The sequence below is a fragment of the Paraburkholderia sp. AV2 genome, assembly GCF_054968425.1.
Genome location: NZ_JBANLK010000020.1, coordinates 67,149 through 89,641, shown reverse-complemented (window position 1 = coordinate 89,641; position 22,493 = coordinate 67,149). Strand labels below are relative to the sequence as shown.

Genomic DNA, 22,493 nt, shown 5'->3' with positions numbered 1-22,493 from the left:
AGACGGCCCGCGAAGGTAGCATCGCAAATGACATTATTCGAATCATTTACGCCATGCGTATCGTCGTGTTTCCTCTGGATGGCGTGTTCGACACGGGCCTCGCGGTGGTGCGCGACGCGCTCAGGATGGCGAACGGGCTCGCCGCGGTCGCGCATCCCGGCGAGCCGCCGCCATTCGAAGTCGAACTGGCCGGCCTGCGAACCCGCGTCACGACGGCGCTTGGCGTGACGGTCGAGACACACAAGGCGCGTACCGTGCAGCCGGCCGACTGGATCCTCGTTCCTGCGATCAGCACCGTGGCGCCCGACATGCTGGCCGAATTTCTCGAGCGCCCTGCGGTGCGCGACGCCGGGATGCAACTGCGCGACTGGTACTCGGGGGGCGTGCGGATCGCGGCGGCCTGCGTCGGGACGTTTATCCTCGCCGAATCGGGGTTGCTCGACGCGGAGGAAGCCACGACGACCTGGTGGCTCAGTCCGCTTTTTCGCAGCCGCTACCCGAAGGTGCGCCTCGACAAGGACCGCATGCTGGTGCCATCAGGCCCCTTCGTGACCGCCGGCGCGGCGATGGGGCACCTCGATCTCATACTCTGGCTGATTCGCCAGGCGAGCCCGGAGCTGGCGACGCTCGTGGCGCGGTACATGCTGGTCGACGGCCGGGTTTCGCAGGCGCCGTACATCATTCCCGATCACCTTGCGCACAGCGATCCGCTCATCGAGCGCTTCGAGCGCTGGACGCGCGCGAACCTGGCAAGCGGCTTCTCGCTCCAGGAGGCGGCGAGTGCGCTCGCCACCAGTCCGCGCACGCTGCAAAGGCGCGCGGAAGCCGTGCTGGGCAAATCGCCGTTGTCGTATTTCCAGGACCGCCGGGTGGAGCGCGCACGGCACCTCATCGAAACGAGCTCGATGGATCTGGATGCCATTGCCGCGGAAGTGGGCTATGCCGACGGCGCCACGCTGCGAACGCTGCTGCGCCGCAGGTTGGGGCGAGGGGTGCGGGAGCTGCGGTCGGCGTGAGCGGGGAGGCCGGTTCGGATATCGGGCTATTCCTGTACCTGCATTCCGGCAGTCGCGCCGAGGGTAGGCCGAATCGGTGCCTGGCGTATCAGTTGCGGCGGAAGACGCCACGCCGCAAGGCCGGCAATGAGTACCACGCCGGCGACGACCCATAGCACCACGCTCAGCGCACTTTCAAACGTGACCGCTTTCGATGCGATGCCCGGGAACGCGGTTCCGGCGTGACGCATGGCGCCCGAAAAGATCGCATCGAGCACCGACACCCCAAGGGCGCCCGCCACCGACCTGAACATGACCGGGCTCGCCGTAGCCACACCCAGCAGGGTTGGGCAGACCGATCGCTGTGCCACCACGGTGACGAGCGGAAACAGGATTCCCAGGCCGGCTCCCAACGGCGCGAGGCACGCGGAAAGTACGAACACAGGCGCGCGATGGCTGGCGAGCCCATACGCCAGCGCCACGAGGGAGGCGAAGATCAGCCCGCACGCGGTTATTGCCAGGCGGCGTACTCGGCCGGCGGCGGCGAGGGAACGGCCGCCGGCCGCCGAGCCGAGCGTAATGCCGGCGGTAAGCGCCATCAGATGCCATCCGGACGCGGTCGGCGTCAACATTCGCGCGGACTGGAAATACAGTGGCATGAACACGACAATGGCAAAGAGCGCGATGCCCGACGCAGCGCTCAGCACGTTGGCCGCCACATAGGAAGGATGCCGAAACGGTTCGAGCGGAAGAAGCGCATTGGGCGTACGCGCCTGGAGCCAGATAAAAACGGAAGCCAGTGCAATGCCCGCCAGCACGAAGCCGGGCCGGCCTACGCCCATCGCCACGTTGCGGGACGTCCCCACGATGATGCATACCAACGATGCGGTCAACAGCAGCGCACCGCGGTAGTCCATGCCGCTGGCCCGTATCGCGCGCGTGCGAGGCAGCGTGAAACTGAGGACCGCGATGGCGAGCAACGCCGCGGGGACATTGAAAAGGAACGCCCATCGCCACGAGCCGTATTGCACGAGGATGCCGCCCAATACCGGTCCAGCCATGGTCGAAAGGCTGAATGCCGCGCCGAGCAGCCCTTGAAGCCGAAAGCGCAGCGGCGGATCGAAGAGACGTGCTACCGAGGTCATGGCCAGCGTCATGAACGCGCCTCCCCCCGCCCCTTGAAGTCCGCGCGCCAACACGAGTTCCGTTGCGCTGCCGCTCGCGCCACAGAAAACGGAGCCCGCCAGAAAGATCGACGCAGCAGCGAGCAGAGCCGGCTTGCTACCCCACTGATCGGCGAGCTTTCCGTATAGCGGCACTGCAACCGTCGATGTGATCAGGTAGGCAGAGAATATCCACGAAATGTCGCTCGTGCCGCGAAGATCGCGTTGAATACCGGGAAGGACCGTCGATACGACGGTCTGATCGAACGCGGCCAGTACAACGAGGCTGAGGAAGGCCAGGAACGTCGCGGCGAGCGGAAGCGCGGTGTTGGGTCTCGTAGTCATGGGCGCCAGTGTTGTACGATGGCTCACATTTGACCAGTGCAATGTTCTTAATCGATACCTGCACGAAATGAACAAATTCGACTTGAACCTGCTCTGTGCGCTCGACACGCTGCTCAGTACCGGTAGTGTGAGCGAGGCCGCGGAACGCATGCACCTCAGTGCGCCGGCAATGAGTCATACGCTCGCGCGCATTCGCGAGGCGCTGGGCGATCCCATCCTCGTGCGTGCCGGCCAGCGCCTCATTCCTACGCAGCGCGCGATGGAACTACGAGAGCCCGTGCGCCGGCTCGTCGCCGAGGCGCGGCAGTTGATGCTACCCGCGGACGGACCGCAACTATCGGCCATGCGTCGCGAATTCGTCGTGCGTGCGATGGACAGCTTTCCTGTCGTGTTTGGCGCGCAGTTGCTGGCAGCGGTGCGGCAGGTCATGCCGCTTGCCACCGTGCGCTTCGTGCCCGAGCTCGACGGCGACGTCATGGCTTTGCGCGAGGGTCGCGTCGACGTCGACATCGGGACTTTGTACGATCGCAGTCCGGAGATTCGTACGGAGTTGCTCCTCGAACAGCACATCGTGGGCGCCGTAAGGGCGGGGCACCCGCTGATACGGTCGCGGGCCACGCTCAAGCGCTTCGCCGCCTCGCAGCATGTAGCCGTGCTGCAGCGCGGACAAAGCCGCGACGTGCTGGGCCGCGCGCTGGCCGACGCCGGGATCGTGCGCGAGGTTGCCTTGACGGTGCCGACCGCCTACGGCTCGCTGATGGCAGCGGCTCAATCGGATCTGGTTGCGTGCGCGGCGGAGCCTATGGTGCGCAACGTCGAAAAAAGCCTTGGAATCGCGATGTTCCGGCTGCCGGTGGCCGTGCCGGCCGAGCAGATCGTGCAGGGGTGGCATCCGCGCGCCGACACCGACCCCGCGCACCGATGCCTGCGCGAATGCATTCGCGGCCTCGTTGCGCACCGTTGGGCCGGCGCCACGCTTCATCCGAACCGGACACAATAAACCGGCGGCAAATGCGCTGAAATCAAATGCCAGTGTTCCCCGCCGTTATCGGACGTCCACAGCGCGCCGGTGGTCGACCCCATGGCGAGGCGCGTGCCGGAGTCGTCGATCGCGAGTCCGTGCCGATACACGAGGTCATACGCGGGTGCGGGCGGCAAGCCGTTCGCAAAGCGCTCGAAGGTGCGCCCGCCGTCCCGCGTGCGCGTGACGACGAACTGACCGCTCACCGGGATCCGGTACTGGTCTTTCGCGGCGGGGACGAACCATGCGGTGTCCGGCTCGCCCGGATGCACGGCCACCGCGAAGCCGAAGCTCGAAGGCTGCGCCTCGATCCGCTGCCAGCGCGCCGCCCCGTTGGTCGAGCGGAAAATCCCGCAGTGATGCTGCGTCCAGAGCACGTCGGGATTGGCGGGGCACTGCACGACGCGATGCGGGTCCTGCACGTTGCCTTCGCCGCGCCGCTCGGGCGGCATGTAGTCGGCTTCCATGCCTTCGGCGGTCAGGTGCCAGCTCGCGCCGCTGTCGAAGGTCTGCCAGACGCCGCCGCTCGATACGCCCAGGGTCACGTGCCGGCTGTCGCGTGGATCGACCAGCACGGAATGGATGCCCGGCCAGTCGTAGCCGCCACCGGCCCATTCGCGGCGCTCCGGGCGGTCCCATAGCGCGCGGTTGAGTGCCCAACTGTCGCCGCCGTCGTCGGAACGGAAGAGGCCGCCAGGTATCGTGCCGGCCCACAGGACGCCCGGCTCGTCCGGGCCACCCGTTTCGAGCGACCAGATCTGATGAAGCGTCCAGGCGAGCGGCGGGCCGGATGGATCGGTATCCTGATCGTCTTCGCCCGTGTTCGCGCTGCCGTCGGCAAGCGGCTCATTGGCAGGCTGCGGCGGATAAACAGGAACCGCGCACTCTTCCCAATTCGCCGCGCCCGCGCGCTGGCGATGCAGCTTCACGCCGAAGTGGCCGAGATTGAGCGCGGCGTACAGCGATCCGTCGCGCGGATCGTGCAGCACCATGCTTACCGGCTCGCCGACGAAATGGGGGTCGCCGAGTGTCCAGCCGCCCTTGCCGTCGGTATGCAGAACGAACAGCCCTTTGCGGGTTGCGACGAGCAATCGATCGTTCATGCCGAATGTCTCCTCGTGTACAGCCGTGATGTCCCTTTATCCGCCCGACAATGCCTGCACGACGTACACGCGGCTCTGCTCGCCGAGCGAGTCGGATAGATGCTGGCGGTCGCGCACCGGCCGGCCGTCCACGAACACGGCCAGATGTTTTCGCAGCGAGCCCTGGTCGTCGAGGATGTAGCCGCGCAGCCGGGGTTGCGCGGCAAATACGGCCGCGAGCGCTTCGCCGAGCGTACGTGCGTCGACTTCGTGCTCGGGCGTTGCGATATGGCGCTGAATCGAGGCTGCGAAGAAGAGGTGCGCCATGATGGACCCATGCGGGTTGACCGCGTTCGCCGGTTCTGTAGTGTAGGCGATTTCCGCGCGCGCTTTGGCGAGAGAGGCGGACGCCGAAGCTCCGCCAAAGCGCGTTATTCCGGCTTCCTCGCGGCCTCGACGAGCATGGCATCGCCAATGGGCGACGCTCCGCTTGCCCTGAGCGCATCAGCCGCCCCGCGAATATCGCGGGTTTCCTTGTTCTGGCTGAGTTTGCTCTTGCCGACGAGTTGCGTGATCTCGATCTGCAGGCCGACAATCGCCTTGAGCATCGTATCGATATAGTCCTCGGGCGCGTCTCCCATTTTCCAGGGCTTCGGCAGCGGTGCTTCGTGCGTGCGCGTCAGTCGGCTGACCACGCCGCGCACATAACGCTCGTCGTCGAGGATCGTGATCCGCCCGTGCGCGTGGACGACCCTGTAATTCCAGGTGGGCACCTGTTTGTGCGTTTCGTGCTTGCTCGGATACCAGTTCGGCGAGATATAGGCGTCCCCCGCCTGGAAAATCACCAGTACCTCGTCGCCGTTCGCCACGTCCTGCCATACCGGATTGGCCCGCGCGACGTGCGCGCGCAGCACACCCAGTTCGCCTTCCGCGGCGGCCAGTTCGAACGGAACGTGATTGGCGTCGAGTCCGCTTTGGCCGTGCGTGACCAGCGTACCAAACGGGTGCTGGACGATGAGGGTATGCAGCACTTCCTTGCGGGATTCGGCGAAATGGGCGGGTACGTACATGCGATTGCCTCGGGCTGGCGTGATGAACGGGATGATGGGCGGGCACGGCAACGGCATCCAGTTTGCCCGAAAAGTGGTTTATTCTGTAGATCCAGTTTATTCCATTCCCGATAGACCAGAATCATGGCGAGAACGGTGCGGATTGCGGAGATGCCGTCGTTCGGCGCGCTCGATCGCACGGCGGGCAATCTGAGCCGTCAGGTTGCCGAGGCGTTGCGGGAGGCGGTGCATAAAAGCGATCTCGGGGCCGGCGATGCGTTGCCGTCCACGCGTTCGCTTGCCGCTTCGCTTCGCGTGGCTCGCGGCACGGTGATCGAAGCCTACGCGCAATTGATCGCCGAGGGCTTTCTCGAATCGAAGGCGGGCGCGGGAACGCGCGTCGCGCAGGCACTGGCCCGGCCGCAGCCGGCCAGCGAATCCCGTGCGGCGCGAGGGCGCGCGACATCGGAACCCGGCCTGTCTGAACGCGCCAGGGGATTCGCGCAGATTGCGCAAGAGTTCCGGCCGCTGGAGCCGATACCCTTCGCGATATCGGTGCCAACCGGCCTCACTGCACCGGCCGACACCTGGCGCCGCCTCGGAAACCGGTTGCGCGCGAGGGGACCCGGCGCGCCAACGGGATATGCCGATCCGCTTGGCGCACCAGCGCTGCGCGAAGCGATTGCCGCGTACGTGCGCAAGTCCCGCTCGGTGCGTTGCGAAGCGGATCAGGTCGTGGTGACGAGCGGAACCCAGCAGGGGCTCTTTCTTGCAAGCCAGGTCCTGCTGGGGCCGCACGATCGGGTATGGGTCGAGAACCCAGCCTACCGCGGCGTTACCGCCATTCTGGAGAGCCTGGGCTATCGTGACGGCATGGTGCGGGTTCCCGTCGACGCCGAAGGCCTCGACGTGGAAGCGGGCATGCGCATGGCGCCGCAGGCACGCGCGGCCTTTGTCACGCCGTCTCATCAGTATCCGCTGGGGATGCCCTTGAGCATGGCCCGGCGCACGGCGTTGCTGGCCTGGGCGGGGGCCGGCAACGCCTGGGTGGTCGAGGACGACTACGATAGCGAGCTGCGATATGAGGGTTATCCGTTCCCGGCGCTTCAGGGCCTGGACCCGGACCGCGTGGTTTACCTCGGCACTTTCAGCAAGATCCTGTTTCCCTCGCTGAGGCTGGGCTATGCGATCGTCCCGCGCAGTCTTGCGGATGCCTTCTGCGGGGCCAGGGTGCTCATGGACCGCCATCCGCCCACCGCCGATCAGCACGTGCTGGCCGCTTTCATGGCAGAGGGGCATCTCGGGCGTCACATTCGAAAGGTTCGCAACGTGTATGCGGAGCAGCGCATTCAGTTGATCAGGACGCTTGACGAAGTATTGCCGGGGAATCTGGCCTGGATCGAACCTGGCGATCAGGGCATGCACCTGGTGCTGTGGCTCGCCGACCGCTTCGACGACCGCGCGGTCGTTCAACTGGCGGCTCAGGCCGGTGTGGCGGTGCGCGCGGTGTCGCCGATGTTCGCGCGGGGAACCGGCCGCCCTGGGCTCATACTCGGCTTTGGCGGATTCGGCAGCGCGCAGATGGCGGCGGCGGCGCGGCGACTCGCGGCGATTATCGTCGAGGCGGCAGGAAGTCCTTGAACATGGCCGCCGCGGCGTGCTCCAGCTTCGCGCCGTACCGTTGCGTATCGTCGCGCAACTGCTGCACGGTGACACCGGGTGTCGCTGCGATCTCGCAGGCATGCCCGATCAGCCAGCGTTCGAATTCTCGCGCCCGCACTTCAGGGTGGCACTGAAGCGCCAGCACGTTGCGCCCATGCATGAAGGCCTGGTTGCGATACAGATCCGTCGAAGCCAGCAGCACGGCGCCTTGCGGCAGATCGAACGTGTCGCCGTGCCAATGCAGCATCGACGTGTGTTCGGCCCCAAGGTGCCGCAAGGGCGAGGCGAGGCCCGCAGCGGTCAGCTTGAGAGGCGACCAGCCGATCTCCTTGCGGTCTCCCGGGTAGACGCTCGCGCCCAGGGCACGCGCCAGCAACTGCGCTCCAAGGCAGATCCCCAATGTCGGAGCGTCTGCCCGAACGCGTCGATCGAGTACCCGAAGCGTATTCGTCAGCCATGGGTAGCGGGTTTCCTCGCAGGCGCCGATGGGACCTCCCAGAACGACGAGCAGATCGGGCACGGTTGCCGCTTCGTCGGGCAGTGCCTCGATGCCGGCTTCGAAGTATCGGATGGCGTAGCCCGATTCGGTCAGGACGTCGGCCAGACTGCCGAGATCCTCGAAGTGGACGTGTCTGAGGACCCATGCGGTCCTGGTTGCCGCAGCGGTGGAGCGTGGTGTCATGACAGTCAGCCTGAATGCGATAGGGCAGCGCAGTGTAGGTCGATGACGCCGGCTTCGCTACACTATATCGGCCAACCTCTGCATCAAACCGGACACGTCAACCGGCCATGAAAAGCTCTAATCGGGACGACTACCAAACGATCGCGCGCGCCGTAGGTGCGATGGCCAAGGAATTCGCGCGCGGCACGGTGAGCGCCTGGCATTGCCATGCACGCGCGCAACTGCTCTATGCGCCGGTGGGCGTCATGGAAGTCCGTACCGGCGGGACGACGTGGGTTGCGTCGCCGCAGCGCGCCATCTGGATCCCGCCGTCATGCGGGCACGAGGTCCACTTCCGGACCGCCACTTCCGTGCGGACCTTCTATATCGACCCCGCGGTGTTGCAGGGAGACGTGCCTTCCGTGCCGTGCAGTATCGACGTGTCGCCTCTACTGCGAGAGCTGATCCTCAGAGCGGTCGAGATGCCGATCGAGTATGACGAAGCGGGGCGCGACGGTCAGATTACGTCGCTCGCACTGGCGGAAATCGAATGGTCGACGGTGCGGCCACTGGAACTGCCGGCGCTGACCGATTCGCGACTTCAGGTCTTGCGCGAGGTGCTTGAAAACGCGCCAGCCGACTCGCGCACGCTCGAAGAATGGGCGCGTGCGCTGAACATGTCGGCGCGCACGCTTGCGAGATTGTTTCGCGCTCAGGCCGGTATGTCCTTCGGACAATGGCGGCAACACATGCGCGTTTATGCAGCCTTGCCGCGACTTGCCGCCGGGGAGCCGGTCACGGCCGTCGCATTCGACCTCGGTTACGATTCGGCCAGCGCGTTCGCAGCGGTTTTCCGGCGCATCATGGGCGTGGTCCCCAGCCGATACTTCGCAGCACCTCGACGATAGCCGGCTGGCCGCTCAGGCCCGACGATCGCGTTCGAGCAGCCCGTAGAGCGCGCTATCCGATACTTCGCCACCCACCACCCAGCGTTCGCGCAGCAGCCCCTCCCGGACGAAGCCGAGCCGCTCGAGCAGGCGTGCCGAGGCGGCGTTGCGCGGGTCGATATCGGCCTCGATGCGGCGCAGACACAAGGTGCCGAACGCATGCTCGATCAGCGCCGAAACCGCTTGGCTCATATAGCCGTTGCCCCAATGCCCGCGCTGCAGGCTAAAGCCGACTTCCGCGCGCCGGCATTGTTCCTCCGCGTGAAACAGCGCGCAGTCACCAACCACTTCGCCGGTGCCCTGCAGCTCGATCACGCAGATGAAGCTCTCGCCATCCATCGCAGTCCTCAATTTGCGCGCAATCCGATCTTTTGCCTCGTCGAGATGATTCATCGCGGGAAACGAAAAGTAGCGCATCGCTTCTGCATCCGACCAGATCGTGAACAGCGCTTGCGCATCGTCTTCGCGTAGCGGCCGCAGATTGAGGCGAGGCGTAGTCAGCGTGGCGGGCGTGAATAGCGGCATGGCGGCAAGCGGGGCGGGAAAGTAAGGACACCATTAAAACATGGAAGTCCGGCATTGTTGCCGGGAGAAACCGTTTCCGCGCTTGCGAGCTAATTCGATCTTGCTGTGATCGACTGTCGATAAGGGATGCCGGATTATCAATTCAATCGACCGGGTCTACGATGCTTTCATGGTTTGGGTCCACTCCCAACCACTCCACTTTTGTGCCACCGGCACACCAGACCCAGGAGCATTGCCATGCATATCCAGACGAACGGCCCGAGAATTCATGTCACAGTACAGGGCGACGGCGAGCCGGCGCTCGTGTTTCTGCATTACTGGGGCGGATCGTCCCGCACGTGGGATGGTGTCGTGGGGCAGCTAGCGGACCGCTACCGCACCGTCGCCATCGACCATCGCGGCTGGGGCGATTCGGAAGCGCCTGCGCAGGGCTACGCGATAGCGGACCTGGCCAACGACGCGCAAGACGTTGTCGAAGCACTCGATCTGCGGCGCTATGTGCTGGTCGGGCACTCAATGGGCGGCAAGGTTGCGCAACTGCTCGCGTCGCGCCGCCCGCGCGGGCTGGCGGGTGTCGTGCTCGTCGCGCCTTCGCCGCCGTCGCCGATGGCCCTGCCTGACGAGCAGCGCGCCGCGATGGTTTCGGCCTATGCGTCGCGCGAATCCGTGAGCCAGGTGCTCGATCACGCGCTCACTGCGAACCGGCTCGAACCCGCGCATCGCGAGCAGGCCATCGCCGACAGTCTGCGCGGCGCGCCGCAAGCGAAGACCGCGTGGCCCATCGCCGGCATGCTCGAAGACATCACGGGCGAAGTGGGGGCGATCGATGTGCCCGTCGTCGTGATTGCCGGCGAGTTCGATCAGGTCGACCGGGTCGAGACCTTGCGCAAGGAGTTGCTGCCGCGCATTGCCGGTGCGTGCCTGCACGTACTGCCTCGTGTCGGACATTTGTTGCCGCTGGAGGCGCCCGCCGCCCTCGCGGCGCTGATCCGGCAGTTCGCCGGCAAACTGGACGCAGACCGCGCGGCAAACGGACCCGGCACCCCCGAGCAGGTTCCGGTGGCCTTCGACGCCGCGTTCAACGCCGGCGATATTGACGGCATGCTTGCCGTGTTCAGCGAGAACGCGACAATGCGGATGGCCGATGGCAAAGGTGTGGCGAGCGGTCACGACGCGTTGCGTACGCAGTTCTCCGGACTCCTGAAGGCGGGGCCCCGCATTCACAACGAGGTACGGCGCTCGCTCGTCAGCGGTAACGTGGCGCTGGTCTTGATCGACTGGACCGTGACGGTGGCGTTGCCGAACGGGCGGGAGGCCCGCCAACGCGGCACGGCGACCCAGGTGATGGTACGCGGCGACGACGGCGTGTGGAAGCTGACCATTTCGAACCCGCCCGGCATCGCCGAAACGGCAGAAGAGGTTGTGGTCTAGCGCGACGGGCTGTGCGGGGCGAGGGGGTATGCGCGGGCGCGCTACCGGAAGGCCGGCGGGCCCGCCCACGGGGCAGGCCGCCGGCAAGACGCCGGCGCGTCTAGTCGTGCGCCATGGCGCGCTCGACGGTGAGGTGCGTCGACATCATGTTGACGTTGGCATTGTGCATGACCCACAGCGAAAGTCCGACGATCACTGCGATCAGAAACGTCGTACACACGAAGATGCCCGTGTTCGCGCGCTGGCTGCGCGCCGAGCCGATATGCAGAAAGTAGACGAGCTGCACCACGAGCTGCGCGATGCACAGCGCGACGATGGCCGCCAGCCCTGCACCGGGTGGCACGACGTGAAACATGACCACGCCGAACGAGGCGAGCGTGAGCAGCAGTGACAGGACGGCGCCCGCCATGTAGCCCTTGAGGCTGCCATGCGCCTGGCCGACCGGATGCGTGACGGGGGAGTGGCTCACAGCAGACCTCGCAGATAGACAAAAGTGAAAACGCAGATCCACACGAGATCCAGGAAGTGCCAGAAGAGGCTCAGGCAGGCGAGACGGCGGCGAATCGTGCCGGTCAGGCCGAACTTCAGGGTCTGGTGCATCATGAGGGCGATCCACAGCAGCCCCACCGTGACGTGCAGGCCGTGCGTGCCGACGAGCGTGAAATACGCCGAGAGATAGGCGCTCGTGCCGGGGCCGGCGTTTTCGGCCACGAGTTTCGCGAACTCGTTGACTTCCATGCCGATGAAGCCCGCGCCGAACACGAACGTCACCGCGAGCCACGCTATCACCGCCGCGCGCCGGTGCGCATGGAGGTTCAACATCGCCATGCCGAACGTGACGCTGCTGGCAAGCAGCAGCAGCGTTTCGCCGAGCACGTAGGACGGCTCGAACAGTTGCGTGGCGCCAGGACCGCCTGCTGTTGCGTTCGCGAGCACGCCGAAGGTGGCGAAGAGTGTCGCGAAGATGAGGCAGTCGCTCATCAGGTAGATCCAGAAGCCGAACGTGGTCTTCGTGGTGTCGTCGTGATCGTGGCCATGCGCATGGCCGGCGTGATGGATTGCAGCGTGCGCCATGAGTTACGCAGCCTCCCTGATTTCCAGTTGCGCGAGCTGTTCGAAGCGCGCGTTCTCGATGCGTGCGACCTCGGCGGCGGGGACCCAGTAGTCCGTGTCCTCGTCGTAGGTGCGCAGGATGAAGGTGACGATCATGCCGGCGAGGCCGATCGCCGCGAAGAGCCACATGTGCCACACGATCGCGAAGCCGAACAGCAGGCTGAACATGGCGATGATGAAGCCCGCGCCCGTGTTGCGCGGCATGTGGATGTCCTCGTAGACCAGCGCTTCGGCGTACGCGCGGCCCGCTTCCTTGTTGTCCCAGTGCTGCTCCATCGAAGTGATCTTCGGCAGCACGGCGAAGTTATAGAACGGCGCGGGCGAGGCGGTCGACCATTCGAGGCTGCGGCCGTTCCAGGGGTCGCCCGTGAGGTCGCGGTTGGCTTCGCGGTCGCGCACGCTCACCACGATCTGCACGATCATCGCGAGAATGCCGAGGCCGACGAAGACCGCGCCCACGAGCGCCACCACGAGCCACGGATGCCATGCCGCCACGTCATAGTGATTCATGCGACGCGTCATGCCCTCGAAGCCGAGGATATAGAGCGGTGTGAAGGCGAGCCAGTAGCCGATGAGCCAGCACCAGAACGAGACCTTGCCCCAGAACTCGTTGAGCGTGAAACCGAATACTTTCGGAAACCAGAAGCTGACGCCGGCGAGACAGCCGTACACCACGCCGCCGATGATCACGTTATGGAAGTGGGCAACGAGAAAGAGCGAATTGTGCAGCACGAAGTCCGCGCCCGGCACGGCCAGCAACACGCCGGTCATGCCGCCCACGGCGAACGTCACCATGAAGCCGATAGTCCAGAGCGTTGCGCTGTGATAGCGGATGCGACCGCGGTACATCGTGAAGAGCCAGTTGAAGAGCTTCACGCCGGTCGGGATCGAGATGATCGTGGTCATGATGCCGAAGAACGCATTGACGTTCGCGCCCGATCCCATCGTGAAGAAGTGGTGCAGCCACACGAAGAACGAGAGGATGCCGATCGAGGCCGTGGCGTACACCATCGACTTGTAGCCGAACAGCGGTTTGCCCGAAAACGTCGCGATGATTTCGGAGAACGCGCCGAACGCGGGCAGGATCAGGATGTACACCTCGGGATGGCCCCACACCCAGATCAGGTTGATGTACATCATCGCGTTGCCGCCCAGCTCGTTCGTGAAGAAATGCATGCCGAGATAGCGGTCCATCGTGAGCAGCGCGAGCGTGCCGGTCAGCACGGGGAACACGGCGACGATCAGGATGTTGGTGATGAGCGCGGTCCACACGAACACCGGCATCTTCATGAGATCCATGCCGGGCGCGCGCATGCGCAGGATCGTCACGATGAAGTTGATGCCCGAGAGCGTGGTGCCGAGGCCGGATAGCTGCAGCGACCATATGTAGTAGTCCACACCGACAGTCGGGCTATAGCCGAGCTCCGAGAGCGGCGGATAGGCGACCCAGCCCGTAGCCGCGAAATCGCCGACGAACATCGAGATCATCACCAGCACGGCGCCCACCACGGAGAGCCAGTAGGAGAGCGAGTTGACGAACGGATAGGCCACGTCGCGCGCGCCGATCTGCAGCGGCACGACCACGTTCATGAGCCCGAGAATGAGCGGCGTGGCCACGAAGAAGATCATGATGACGCCGTGCGCCGTGAAGATCTGGTCGTAGTGGTGCGGCGGCAGATAGCCGGCGGCGCCATTGTACGCAATGGCCTGCTGCACGCGCATCATGATCGCGTCGGCGAAGCCGCGCACCAGCATGACGATGGCGAGCACGATGTACATGGCGCCAATGCGCTTGTGGTCGACCGAAGTGATCCACTCGCGCCACAGATAACCCCATTTCCCGGCGAGCGTGATGGCGGCGAGCAGGGCGAGTCCGAGCACCGCCACGACGGCGCCGGTGCCCATGATGATGGGCTCGTGCCAGGGAACGGCATCGAGCGTGAGTTTTCCGAACATGATGTGATTACTCCGCTGCCAGGGTGGTGCCGCGGCTCAGGGTGGGAGGAGGCGCGGCGCTGCCGCAGATGGGGTTGCCGTAGACGTCGCGCATGTACTTGTTGACCGCGCCTTCGAACAGACCCGGCGCGACGCTCGAATAGAGCGTCACCGGGGCCTTCTCGCCGGGTTGCGCGAGTGTTTCGTAGGCCGAAAGGCTCAACGGCGCATTCGAGGCTTTCGCACGCGCGATCCACGCGTCGAAATCGGCGCGACTGGTGGCGATCGTGTTGAAGTGCATGTCGGAGAAGCCCGGGCCGCTGAACGCGGACGAGCGGCCCGCATACACGCCGGGCTGGTTCGCGATCAGGTGCAGGTGCGTTTCCATGCCCGACATGGCGTAGATCTGGCTGCCCAGTTGCGGGATGAAGAACGAGTTCATCAGCGATTCCGCGGTCAGCCGGAACGAGACGGGCGTATCGACGGGAATCGCGAGCTGGTTCACGGAGGCGACGCCGTAGTCCGGATAAATGAACAGCCACTTCCAGTTGAGCGCGACGACGTCGACGCGTATGGGCTTTTGCTGCGACTCGATCGGCCGGTACGGATCGAGCGTGTGCGTGGTGCGCCAGATCAGCCCGGCGAGCATCAGCACGATCACGCACGGAATCGACCAGACGACGATCTCGATCGCCGTGGAGTGCGCCCACTTCGGCGCGTAGGTCGCGCGCGTGTTCGACTCGCGATAGCGCCATGCGAACCATAGCGTGAGCACGATCACCGGGATCACGACCAGCAGCATGAGGCCGAGCGCGATCAGGATCAGGTTCTTTTCCTGCACGCCGATGTCGCCCTTGGGGTCGAACAGTACCGCCTGGCAGCCGCCGAGCAGCGTGAGTGCGCCGGTGGCCGCAAGCGTGGCGGCGGCGCGCAATCGCGGGCGGATAGAACGCCCCAGGCGGGGAGGAGGGGGTGGAGGTGCGCCGGCTTCGGCGGCCGGTCCTCTTCGAATGTCGGGATTGCGCATGTCGGGTTCCGTGGTTGGCGATCGCGCAAACCCATCCCTACGGGCCTGTGTAGTCTTGACGGGAGGTGCACAGGACGGCGCTTTCCGGTCAAAAGCCATACATGATCATATGTATGGATTTACGCGCTTCGTGTCCGCATGCTAGAGTAAGACATGATGCATACATGTGCGGCAAGATGACGCAAATCCGATGACGCGAAATCCTTCTTCCGGTGCTGCCAGAGACGCTTCGCCGTGGTCCGTGGCGCTTAAGACGGGCAGCGGTCCGCGCTACCTGCGGCTTGCCGACTTCATCGAGCGCGCGGTTGCCGAAGGCACGCTGGCGGCCGGCACGCGCATGCCGGCGCAGCGGGCGCTGGCGGCGCTGCTCGGCGTCGATCTCACGACCGTCACGCGCGGCTTCAACGAGGCGCGCCGGCGCGGGCTGATCGAGTCGCGCGGTCCGCTCGGCACCTTCGTTGCGCCCCCGCGTGCCGCGCAGTTGCAGCGCGTCGACCTGAGCATGAATATCCCGCCGGCGCCGCTCGGCATCGAGATGGCAGCGCTGCTGCGCGAAGGGCTCTCGCGGCTGCTGTTGCGCAGCGATGCCGATCTGCTCATGACCTACCACGTTGGCGGCGGGACCCTGCGCGATGGCGAAGCCGGCGCGCGCTGGCTCGAACCGGTGCTCGGCGCGGTCGCGCCGGCACAGGTAGCGGTTTGCCCCGGCGCGCAGGCGGCGCTGGCCGCGTTGATCCTCGCCTTCAGTGCGCCGGGCGAAGTCGTGCTGTGCGAGCCGCTGGTCTATCCCGGGCTTCCGCATGCGGCGGCGCAATTGGGCCGCCGCCTCGAAACCGTGGCCGCCGACGCCGACGGCATGCGGCCCGACGCGCTGGAGGCGGCCTGCCGGATGCACGGCGCCCGCCTCGTGTACCTCAATCCGACACTGCAGAATCCCACCGGCGCGACCATGCCCGAGGCGCGCCGCCGTGACATCCTGCGCGTGGCGGCGCGACAGGGTCTCCTGGTTGTCGAGGACGATCCGTACTGGCGTTTCGCGCCCGAGGCGCCGCCCCCGCTCGCGAGGCTCGCCCCTGCCCGGGTCTGCTATCTGTCTACGCTTTCGAAGGTACTGACGCCCGGCCTGCGCACCGCATTCCTCGTCTTGCCCGACGCCATGGCGCATGCGCGCTTTCTGGCGGCGCTGCGCTCGTTTTCGCTGATGGCGGCGCCGCTCACGTACGCGCTGGCCATCCAGTGGATCGACGACGGCACGGCTGCGCGAATTTTCGAGGGTGTGCGCGCCGAGGCGCACGAGCGTCAGCGCGTTGCCGTGCAGGCGCTTGGCGCGCCGGCGGGCGCGGGCATCCATCTCTGGTACGTTCTGCCGCGCCACTGGTCGGCGCGCGATCTGGCCGCGGCGGCCAGTACGGAAGGCCTGGCGGTCGCGCCTTCCACCGCGTTCGCGGCCGACGGGCGCCAGGACGTGACGAGTGCGATCCGCATCTCGCTGGGCGCAGCGGCGGACCGCGCCCACCTGCACTCGGCATTGCGGCGACTCTCCGCACTGCTCGCCAACGATCGTTTCGCGCAGACGCAGGTGATCGTGTAGCGTTCCGCAGGCCGCCGGATCGTCTGCATTCCTGATGGTTGTCCTGAGGCAGACGCAGCGCCGCGTGCGGCCATGCATCGATTGCCCGGCGGCTTAGGTCTTCGACTTGCCGCGCGAACCCCGCGGGCTGCTCCGGCGTCGTGATGCGCCGCGATCCCACGGCGGTTCGTCGCCGAACGTCGTCGCGAGAAAATCCAGGAAGCGGCGCACCTTGAGCGGCAGATGGCGCGCGCTCGGATAGACGGCCTGGATCGCAAGTTCCGCCGTGTCGTACTCCGGTAGTAGCTCGACTAGCCGACCAAGTGCGATCTGCTCACCGAAGACAAAGGTCGGCCCATAGGCGACGCCGGCTCCGGCAAGCGCCGCTGCGAGCAGCAGTTGGGTGTTGTTGGCCGCCAGCCGGCACGGGCCGTCTATGACGTGACGGCGGCCGTTTGCGTCGATGAGTGTCCAGTCGTCGTCGGAAACGGCTTCGCTGAACGTGAGCCGGGTGGCTTGCCGCAAATCGCGGGGATTGCGCGGCGCGCCGTGGCGCTTCAGATAGGCAGGGGACGCACAGACCGCCATGCGGCATGGCGCGAGCCGGCGCGCGACGAGCCCGGAGTCGGGCAGGCGGCCGATTCGTATGGCCACGTCCACGCCGGTTTCGAGCAGGTCGACGTAGCGGTCGTTCAGCGATATCTCGATGTTGACCTGGGGGTGCGCCTCCAGATACTGCGCGACGACCTCGCCAAGATGCATTGCCCCGAACGTGACCGGCGCGGCAATTCTCAGAACGCCATGGGCCGATCCGCTGGCATCCGTGACTTCGCGATTGGCTTCGTCATAAGCTTCGAGAATCCGCTGGCACCGCTCGTAATAGACCTCGCCGATATCGGTGAGGGTCAGGCGGCGCGTGGTGCGGTGGAGCAGCCTCGCATTCAGCCCGGTTTCGATCGCGCTGACGTATTTGCCGGCCATCGCAGCGGATAATCCATAGTGTCGTGCGGCTGCGGCAAAACTGCCGCTATTGACTGCGGCGACGAACACTCTAATGCCGGTCAGCCGGTCCATGAAATCCTCGATTCGAAGCGCCGATTATCAGGTGGGCAATGCGCTCGTCATTATTGACGAGCTACGCCAAGGTTAGCCAAAGCTTTAATTTCTGTTACAAAATAATCAGTTGGCTGGGCAATGAGGCCGAATGTATTCTTGCGACTTGAGATTTTCTTTTCGAATTGAATCTTTCGTGCGATGCGAAACGGCTCATCCGGAAATGATTCATTTTGACTAAGGCATCGTTCGCCGTATGCGCGCCGGTTATGCCTTTTATGGTTGACGTCAGAAGAGTTGAGGGGATTTTTATGATAATTCGCAGACCTATATTATTTTTCGCTTCTGTCGTGACGTTTGCCGTAGCGGGCGTCGCGTATGCGCAGGACCAGGATCAGACGCTAAAGCTCGCGAAGCTGGGCGTGCAGTTTGCCGCGAACAACGCTCGGGTGGCTGCGGAAGTCTGCGGCGTCGATGCATCGACCGTTTCGAACTACAAGGACGCCGCGAGCCGGAAATTCGTCCAGGATCCGGATTTCGCGAAAGACTGGGATGCGGGCTGGAAGAGCGCCGCGCAGACCGTCAATGGCCTGCGGCAGATGAAGGCGAGCAACCCGCAGGAATACGATCAGCAGAAAGGGGCGATCTGCAGCGATATGCAGCGAGAGATGAAGTCGTGAACGGCGGGGCGGGCTGATGCCGCGCCGCCGTTGCCCGATCAGAAGTCCGTCGTCATCGAGAAGAGCACGGTGCGCGGCGCGCCCTGCGTCAGATATCCGCCGATCGTTGAGGCCCAGTAGGCCTTGTTCGCCACGTTGAGCACGTTGGCGCGAAACGTGGTCGGCCTGCCGAACACGGTGGTTGCATAGCGCGCGCCGAGGTCGACCGTGTCCCACGCCTTGATCGACAGGGTGTTGGCCGCGTCCAGATACTGCGGGCCCGTATGCGTCCAGCGGGCGCTGAGCGTGAGGCCCTGGAGCCACGGCACGTCGTATTCGGCGCCCAGGTTCAGCAGGAACGAGGGCACGCCAACCGGACGGTTGCCGTTCGTCGCGCCGTTTTCCGTGTCGAGTTGCACGGCGTCGATATAGGTTGCGCCCGCAATCACGCGCACGCCCCTGAACGGCTCGCCGAACACGGACGCTTCGAGGCCGCGATGGCGCTCGGTGCCGTTCGCGGCAAAGTAGCCGTCACCGTTCGTGTAGGTCTGCGGCTTTTCGAGCTGGAACGCCGCGAACGAGGCGCCATAGCTGCCGGTGTCGTACTTGATGCCCACTTCGTACTGCTTCGTGCGCTCGGGCGCGAGCAGCGCGCCATAGTTTTTCGAGCCGAGCGGCGCCTGGTCGCCGGCTGCGAGCGATTCGGCGCGGTTCGCGTAGATCGATACGTTCTGCCAGGGTTTGACGACAAGACCGAACAGCGGTGTCGTGATCGCGTCGTTGTAGGCTTCGGTCTGCTCGAGCGTCGACGACGAATACGCGTTCGAGAGGATCTCCTGGTGGCGCACGCCTACCGTGAACAGCACGCGGTCGTTGAGGAAGCCGAGCGTATCGGAAGCGGCGACGCTGCGCATGAGCGTGAGCGCCGTGATGGGCGGGTTGCCGTCCATGCCCGCGGAGTAGACGGTGGCCGGATACGGAACCTGCACGGTGTTGTAGAGGCTCGCGGGGAACGAGCCGCTCAGCGTCCAACCCGACTGCGTTTCCACGCGCGTGATCGAGGCGCTCGCCGTGACGAAGTGGCTCACCGGGCCCGTGTCGAAGCGGCCGCGTACGCCGGCCTCGGCAGAGTCGGCGTCGTCCTTGCGCGGCACGCCCAGGCGCGAGCCCGTCGTGGTCGTCGGGTCGGTGTAGTACGGCGAGTAGTACTCGCCGTGTTCGTTAGTGTGGCGCGTGCCGCCCGTCACGTAGGCGGTCCAGCCCGGCAGGAAGTCGTACTCGGCCTTCAGGATGCCCACCGTGTCTTCGGCCGAGCTGTATTCCCAGGTCTGGCCGTAGTTGTAGCTGGCGGACGGCACGGAGGGAATCGTGTCGCCGCTCACGTAGACCACCGGGCGGCCGTCTGTGATGGTCTGGCGCTGGTAGAGGAAGTCGCCTTCGAGCCGCAGCTTGTCGCCGCGCCAGTCGAGCGTGACGGCCGTCTGGTCGCTGCGGCGGTGTTCGCCGTCGATGCTCGTTTCGCCGTCGTGGTTCGACTGGTTCACGCGAATGCCGAACTGGTCCTCGCTGCCGAAGCGGCGGCCAACGTCGATGTGCTCGCCGAATTCGCCCGAGCCGGTGCCTTCGAAGGTGACGCGGGTGAGCGGCTGATCGTCGGCGCGCTTGAGCTGGAGATTGACGCTGCCGCCGATCGCCGAGCCGTTCGGCGACGCGCCGTTCAGGAACGCGCTCGCGCCCTTGAAGACGTCCACGCGTTCGAGTGCGTCGGTCATCACGAGCTGGCGCGGCGTGATGCCGTAGAGGCCGTTGAGCGAAACGTCGTCGCTGTCCAGCTCGAAGCCGCGGATCACGTAGACCTGCTGGAAGTTGCCATAGCCGTAGGCCGAGCGCACGGCCGGATCGTTCGCGAGCACGTCCGCGACGGTGCGGGTCTGCTGGTCCTCCATGAGCTTCGACGTGTAGGTCGTCATGCTGAACGGCATGTCGATGTTCTTTTGCTGGCCGAGCACGCCGTAGTCGGCGCCGCGCGCTACCTGGCCGCCGGCATAGGTGGGCGCGAGATCGCCGGGAAGGGTGTCTTTCTGCGCCTGGATTTTCACGCTCGGCAAGGTGCCGTTCGTGTTCGCGTTCGTGCCCGCGTTGCTGCCGGTGGTGTCACCGTTAGCCGCCTGCGCGTGCGCGGCGGCGGGGCAACCGAATGCGATGGCAATGGCAGCCAGGATGGCGCAGCGGCTGGAGGAACGGGGGAGGGCAAGGGCAGGCGTGATCGGGCGGGCAACGGACATGGACAGGTGATGGGCGAGTGGTTAGCCGCCGCCCCGCGATGCCGGGAGATCCGGGCGGCGTGTTATTGGGCGGAGGCAGGCCGTTTCGCACCGGGCGCGTGGCTGACGCACGAGGGGTACGAAGCAGGCATGCAAACCGCATACACATGGCCGCAAATTGTATGGCAAATGATAATGATTTGCATTTAAAATATTGGCGTTGCCATGGGTATTCGGCGTTTACGCAACAGCGCGCACCACCGCGTTGCTGCCAGTCTGGTTGTGTGAACAACGAGAACGCGAGCTGGGCTACGCGCGCCGCCCTTCCACCACCCGCACGTCGGGGGCGAGGTTCGCCACCGTGAGCCGGACCGCATCGATCAGCGCGCGAGCGGCCGGCGAGGGCGCGCTTTCGGCCCGCAGCGTGAGGCCGATGTCGCGCCGCGTGTTGTGGAGCGGCAGATCGAGCGCCACGATCAGACCTGCCTGGCACTCGTAGTAGAGCTGCTGCGCGGAGAGCGCCGCCACCATGTCGGTGCCGAGCAGGAGGCCCCGGATGACGGCGAGATCGGCGCTTTCGACGGCCGGCGCCGGCGGTTTGAGCTTTAGCCGTCTGAACTGCGCCTCGAACAGCAGGCGCGCGGGCGAGTGGATGCGCGGAACGATCCATTGCGCGTTGCGCAGGTCGCCGATGTTGAGGTCTTTCTTGCACGCAAGCGGATGATCGCGCCGGGCGAACACCACCATGTCCTCCGACATCAGCCGCTCGTTCGCGAGACTGCTGGCGGCGTCGCTCTCGCGCAGCGCGCCGAGGATGAAGTCGATATCCCCCGCGCGCAGTCCGGCCACCAGCAGGTCCCACGCGCTTTCGTCCGTCACGACGCGCACGCCGGGATGGCGCGCGTTCAGCCGCGCGATCGCCGCGGGCAGGATCAGCGTGCGCCCGAGCGGCAGGGCGCCCACCGTCACCGCGCCCTGGATGTTGCCGTGCAGGGCGGCGATATCGTCGGGAACGTGGCGCAGCTCGTTCAGCGCGCGCCGCACATGCAGCAGGAAGGTTTCGCCTTCGGCCGTGAGCAGCACGCCGCGCGGGCCGCGATGAAAGAGCGTGACGTCCGAGCCGCTTTCGAGCACACGCATGGCGCTGCTCACGGCGGGCTGGCTGATGCCGAATGCGCCGGCCGTGCTCGGCATGTGACGGTGCCGCGCGAGCGCGACGAAGAGCTGCAGCCGCCGCGTATTGAGCAGCCAGGCGGGTAGCGCGCCTTCGGGCAGCGCGCGGCGCCGCGCCTGCCGCGAAGCGCACCAGTGCGCGAGTTCTTCGAGTTCGCCGAAAATGCGCGCGCAGCGTTCGAGCACCACGCGCCCGACCGCGGTGGGCAGCATGCCCGAGGGCTTGCGCTCGAAAAGCGGTTCGCCCAGCGCGGTCTCCAGTTCCTGCACGGAACGCGTCACGGCGGATTGCGCGCGATACAGGGCGGCGGCGGCGCGTGTGGCGCTGCCGGTGTCGGCCACGAGGCGAAAGGCGCGCAGTTGCGCGAGATTCAGGAGTTCGGGCTGGCTCACGTTCGAATCGATAGGGACGTCGGGTCGTGCATGCCGGGCGCGGCGTTCACGGGCATGATTGTGCGCGGCTTCCTCGATTGGCGTTCGGAATCCGGCTTTCGTCGCCGCGTCGCGCGCCGGCCCGCGTCGTTCGGGTTCGATGCCGCCACCGCTGCCGGTGGCCTCGCATCGTGTTGCCGGCTGGTCGAGGCGCCGCGAAGTCTCGCGCGAACACAGCGCAGCCGCAATAGCCGGGTTTGCGAGTTGATTCTTTAGCGATCTGTTTTATTTATGACCGAGCGCGCCGGCGCGCCGGATGCCCCACCGGGCGGGCACGGTTTCGCGATATCAAGATCCTTTGGGGCACGCGGGTCTCCGGTCGGCCGGACAGGGCGCGGCGATACAAAAATCTCCTGAAATAAGTAGTAAACATCCGGACCTAAAGG

The 22,493-nt window shown here is 65.6% G+C and carries 20 protein-coding genes; 7 read left to right on the top strand and 13 right to left on the bottom strand.

All coding sequences use genetic code 11. The features are described 5' to 3' along the window. Nucleotides 1–53: 53 nt before the first annotated feature. Entirely contained in the window at nucleotides 54–1,016 is a 963-nt protein-coding gene (locus V8683_RS16005; protein WP_411192601.1) for a GlxA family transcriptional regulator, read from the top strand. Between the two features lie 26 nt (nucleotides 1,017–1,042). On the opposite strand, the gene V8683_RS16000 is transcribed toward V8683_RS16005, so the two are convergent. Further along, complete coding sequence (locus V8683_RS16000; protein ID WP_411192603.1) at nucleotides 1,043–2,530, bottom strand: MFS transporter; 1,488 nt, start codon at nucleotides 2,528–2,530, stop codon at nucleotides 1,043–1,045. 40 nt (nucleotides 2,531–2,570) lie between these two features. On the opposite strand from V8683_RS16000, the gene V8683_RS15995 reads away from it, so the two are divergent. Further along, entirely contained in the window at nucleotides 2,571–3,503 is a 933-nt protein-coding gene (locus tag V8683_RS15995; protein WP_411192604.1) for a LysR family transcriptional regulator, read from the top strand. On the opposite strand, the gene V8683_RS15990 is transcribed toward V8683_RS15995, so the two are convergent. From V8683_RS15990 to V8683_RS15980, 3 genes are all read right to left on the bottom strand, one after another. Then, nucleotides 3,482–4,627 carry a WD40/YVTN/BNR-like repeat-containing protein gene (locus V8683_RS15990; protein ID WP_411192606.1) on the bottom strand — a complete coding sequence of 382 codons (1,146 nt, stop codon included), beginning with the start codon at nucleotides 4,625–4,627 and terminating at the stop codon, nucleotides 3,482–3,484. The two genes, V8683_RS15995 and V8683_RS15990, sit on opposite strands and share 22 nt — an antisense overlap. Before the next feature lie 36 nt (nucleotides 4,628–4,663). Further along, on the bottom strand, nucleotides 4,664–4,933 hold the full coding sequence (locus V8683_RS15985) for a MoaD/ThiS family protein (RefSeq protein ID WP_411192607.1): 270 nt from the start codon (nucleotides 4,931–4,933) through the stop codon (nucleotides 4,664–4,666). Nucleotides 4,934–5,037: 104 nt separating this feature from the next. Then, entirely contained in the window at nucleotides 5,038–5,676 is a 639-nt protein-coding gene (locus V8683_RS15980; protein ID WP_411192609.1) for an FMN-binding negative transcriptional regulator, read from the bottom strand. A 123-nt stretch (nucleotides 5,677–5,799) separates the two neighbouring features. Between V8683_RS15980 and pdxR the strand changes: the two genes are divergently transcribed. Next, nucleotides 5,800–7,296, top strand: a complete 1,497-nt coding sequence (pdxR, locus tag V8683_RS15975) for a MocR-like pyridoxine biosynthesis transcription factor PdxR (protein WP_411192610.1) — start codon at nucleotides 5,800–5,802, stop codon at nucleotides 7,294–7,296. Here pdxR and V8683_RS15970 read toward each other — a convergent pair. Continuing rightward, complete coding sequence (locus V8683_RS15970; RefSeq protein ID WP_411192612.1) at nucleotides 7,268–7,999, bottom strand: glutamine amidotransferase; 732 nt, start codon at nucleotides 7,997–7,999, stop codon at nucleotides 7,268–7,270. The two genes, pdxR and V8683_RS15970, sit on opposite strands and share 29 nt — an antisense overlap. Before the next feature lie 107 nt (nucleotides 8,000–8,106). On the opposite strand from V8683_RS15970, the gene V8683_RS15965 reads away from it, so the two are divergent. Then, nucleotides 8,107–8,886, top strand: coding sequence for an AraC family transcriptional regulator (locus tag V8683_RS15965; RefSeq protein WP_411192613.1), 780 nt, complete (start codon nucleotides 8,107–8,109; stop codon nucleotides 8,884–8,886). 12 nt (nucleotides 8,887–8,898) lie between these two features. On the opposite strand, the gene V8683_RS15960 is transcribed toward V8683_RS15965, so the two are convergent. After that, nucleotides 8,899–9,450, bottom strand: coding sequence for a GNAT family N-acetyltransferase (locus V8683_RS15960; RefSeq protein ID WP_411192614.1), 552 nt, complete (start codon nucleotides 9,448–9,450; stop codon nucleotides 8,899–8,901). Nucleotides 9,451–9,687: 237 nt separating this feature from the next. On the opposite strand from V8683_RS15960, the gene V8683_RS15955 reads away from it, so the two are divergent. Then, complete coding sequence (locus tag V8683_RS15955) at nucleotides 9,688–10,881, top strand: alpha/beta fold hydrolase (RefSeq protein ID WP_411192615.1); 1,194 nt, start codon at nucleotides 9,688–9,690, stop codon at nucleotides 10,879–10,881. Between the two features lie 100 nt (nucleotides 10,882–10,981). Here the strand turns inward: V8683_RS15955 and cyoD are convergent, their stop codons facing one another. The 4 genes from cyoD to cyoA are packed head-to-tail and all read right to left on the bottom strand — an operon-like array spanning nucleotide 10,982 to nucleotide 14,956. Continuing rightward, entirely contained in the window at nucleotides 10,982–11,350 is a 369-nt protein-coding gene (cyoD, locus tag V8683_RS15950) for a cytochrome o ubiquinol oxidase subunit IV (RefSeq protein ID WP_411192616.1), read from the bottom strand. Then, nucleotides 11,347–11,955, bottom strand: coding sequence for a cytochrome o ubiquinol oxidase subunit III (gene cyoC, locus V8683_RS15945; RefSeq protein WP_411192618.1), 609 nt, complete (start codon nucleotides 11,953–11,955; stop codon nucleotides 11,347–11,349). Before cyoC ends, cyoD begins: the two co-directional genes overlap by 4 nt. Before the next feature lie 3 nt (nucleotides 11,956–11,958). Beyond that, entirely contained in the window at nucleotides 11,959–13,950 is a 1,992-nt protein-coding gene (gene cyoB, locus V8683_RS15940) for a cytochrome o ubiquinol oxidase subunit I (protein ID WP_411192620.1), read from the bottom strand. Between the two features lie 7 nt (nucleotides 13,951–13,957). Continuing rightward, the gene (cyoA, locus tag V8683_RS15935) at nucleotides 13,958–14,956 is read right to left on the bottom strand and encodes a ubiquinol oxidase subunit II (RefSeq protein WP_411192622.1); all 999 of its coding nucleotides are present in this window, start codon (nucleotides 14,954–14,956) and stop codon (nucleotides 13,958–13,960) included. A 190-nt stretch (nucleotides 14,957–15,146) separates the two neighbouring features. Here cyoA and V8683_RS15930 point away from each other — a divergent pair, with 190 nt between their 5' ends. After that, entirely contained in the window at nucleotides 15,147–16,547 is a 1,401-nt protein-coding gene (locus V8683_RS15930) for an aminotransferase-like domain-containing protein (RefSeq protein WP_411192623.1), read from the top strand. Nucleotides 16,548–16,640: 93 nt separating this feature from the next. Here V8683_RS15930 and V8683_RS15925 read toward each other — a convergent pair whose 3' ends face one another. Continuing rightward, nucleotides 16,641–17,600 (bottom strand): LysR family transcriptional regulator, encoded by a 960-nt coding sequence (locus V8683_RS15925; RefSeq protein ID WP_411192625.1) that lies wholly within the window; start codon nucleotides 17,598–17,600, stop codon nucleotides 16,641–16,643. Nucleotides 17,601–17,929: 329 nt separating this feature from the next. Here V8683_RS15925 and V8683_RS15920 point away from each other — a divergent pair, with 329 nt between their 5' ends. Next, complete coding sequence (locus V8683_RS15920) at nucleotides 17,930–18,259, top strand: hypothetical protein (RefSeq protein WP_411192627.1); 330 nt, start codon at nucleotides 17,930–17,932, stop codon at nucleotides 18,257–18,259. Nucleotides 18,260–18,297: 38 nt separating this feature from the next. Here the strand turns inward: V8683_RS15920 and V8683_RS15915 are convergent, their stop codons facing one another. Continuing rightward, nucleotides 18,298–20,523, bottom strand: coding sequence for a TonB-dependent receptor (locus V8683_RS15915; protein WP_411192628.1), 2,226 nt, complete (start codon nucleotides 20,521–20,523; stop codon nucleotides 18,298–18,300). Nucleotides 20,524–20,811: 288 nt separating this feature from the next. After that, nucleotides 20,812–22,068, bottom strand: coding sequence for a LysR family transcriptional regulator (locus V8683_RS15910; protein ID WP_411192630.1), 1,257 nt, complete (start codon nucleotides 22,066–22,068; stop codon nucleotides 20,812–20,814). Nucleotides 22,069–22,493 lie beyond the last annotated feature (425 nt).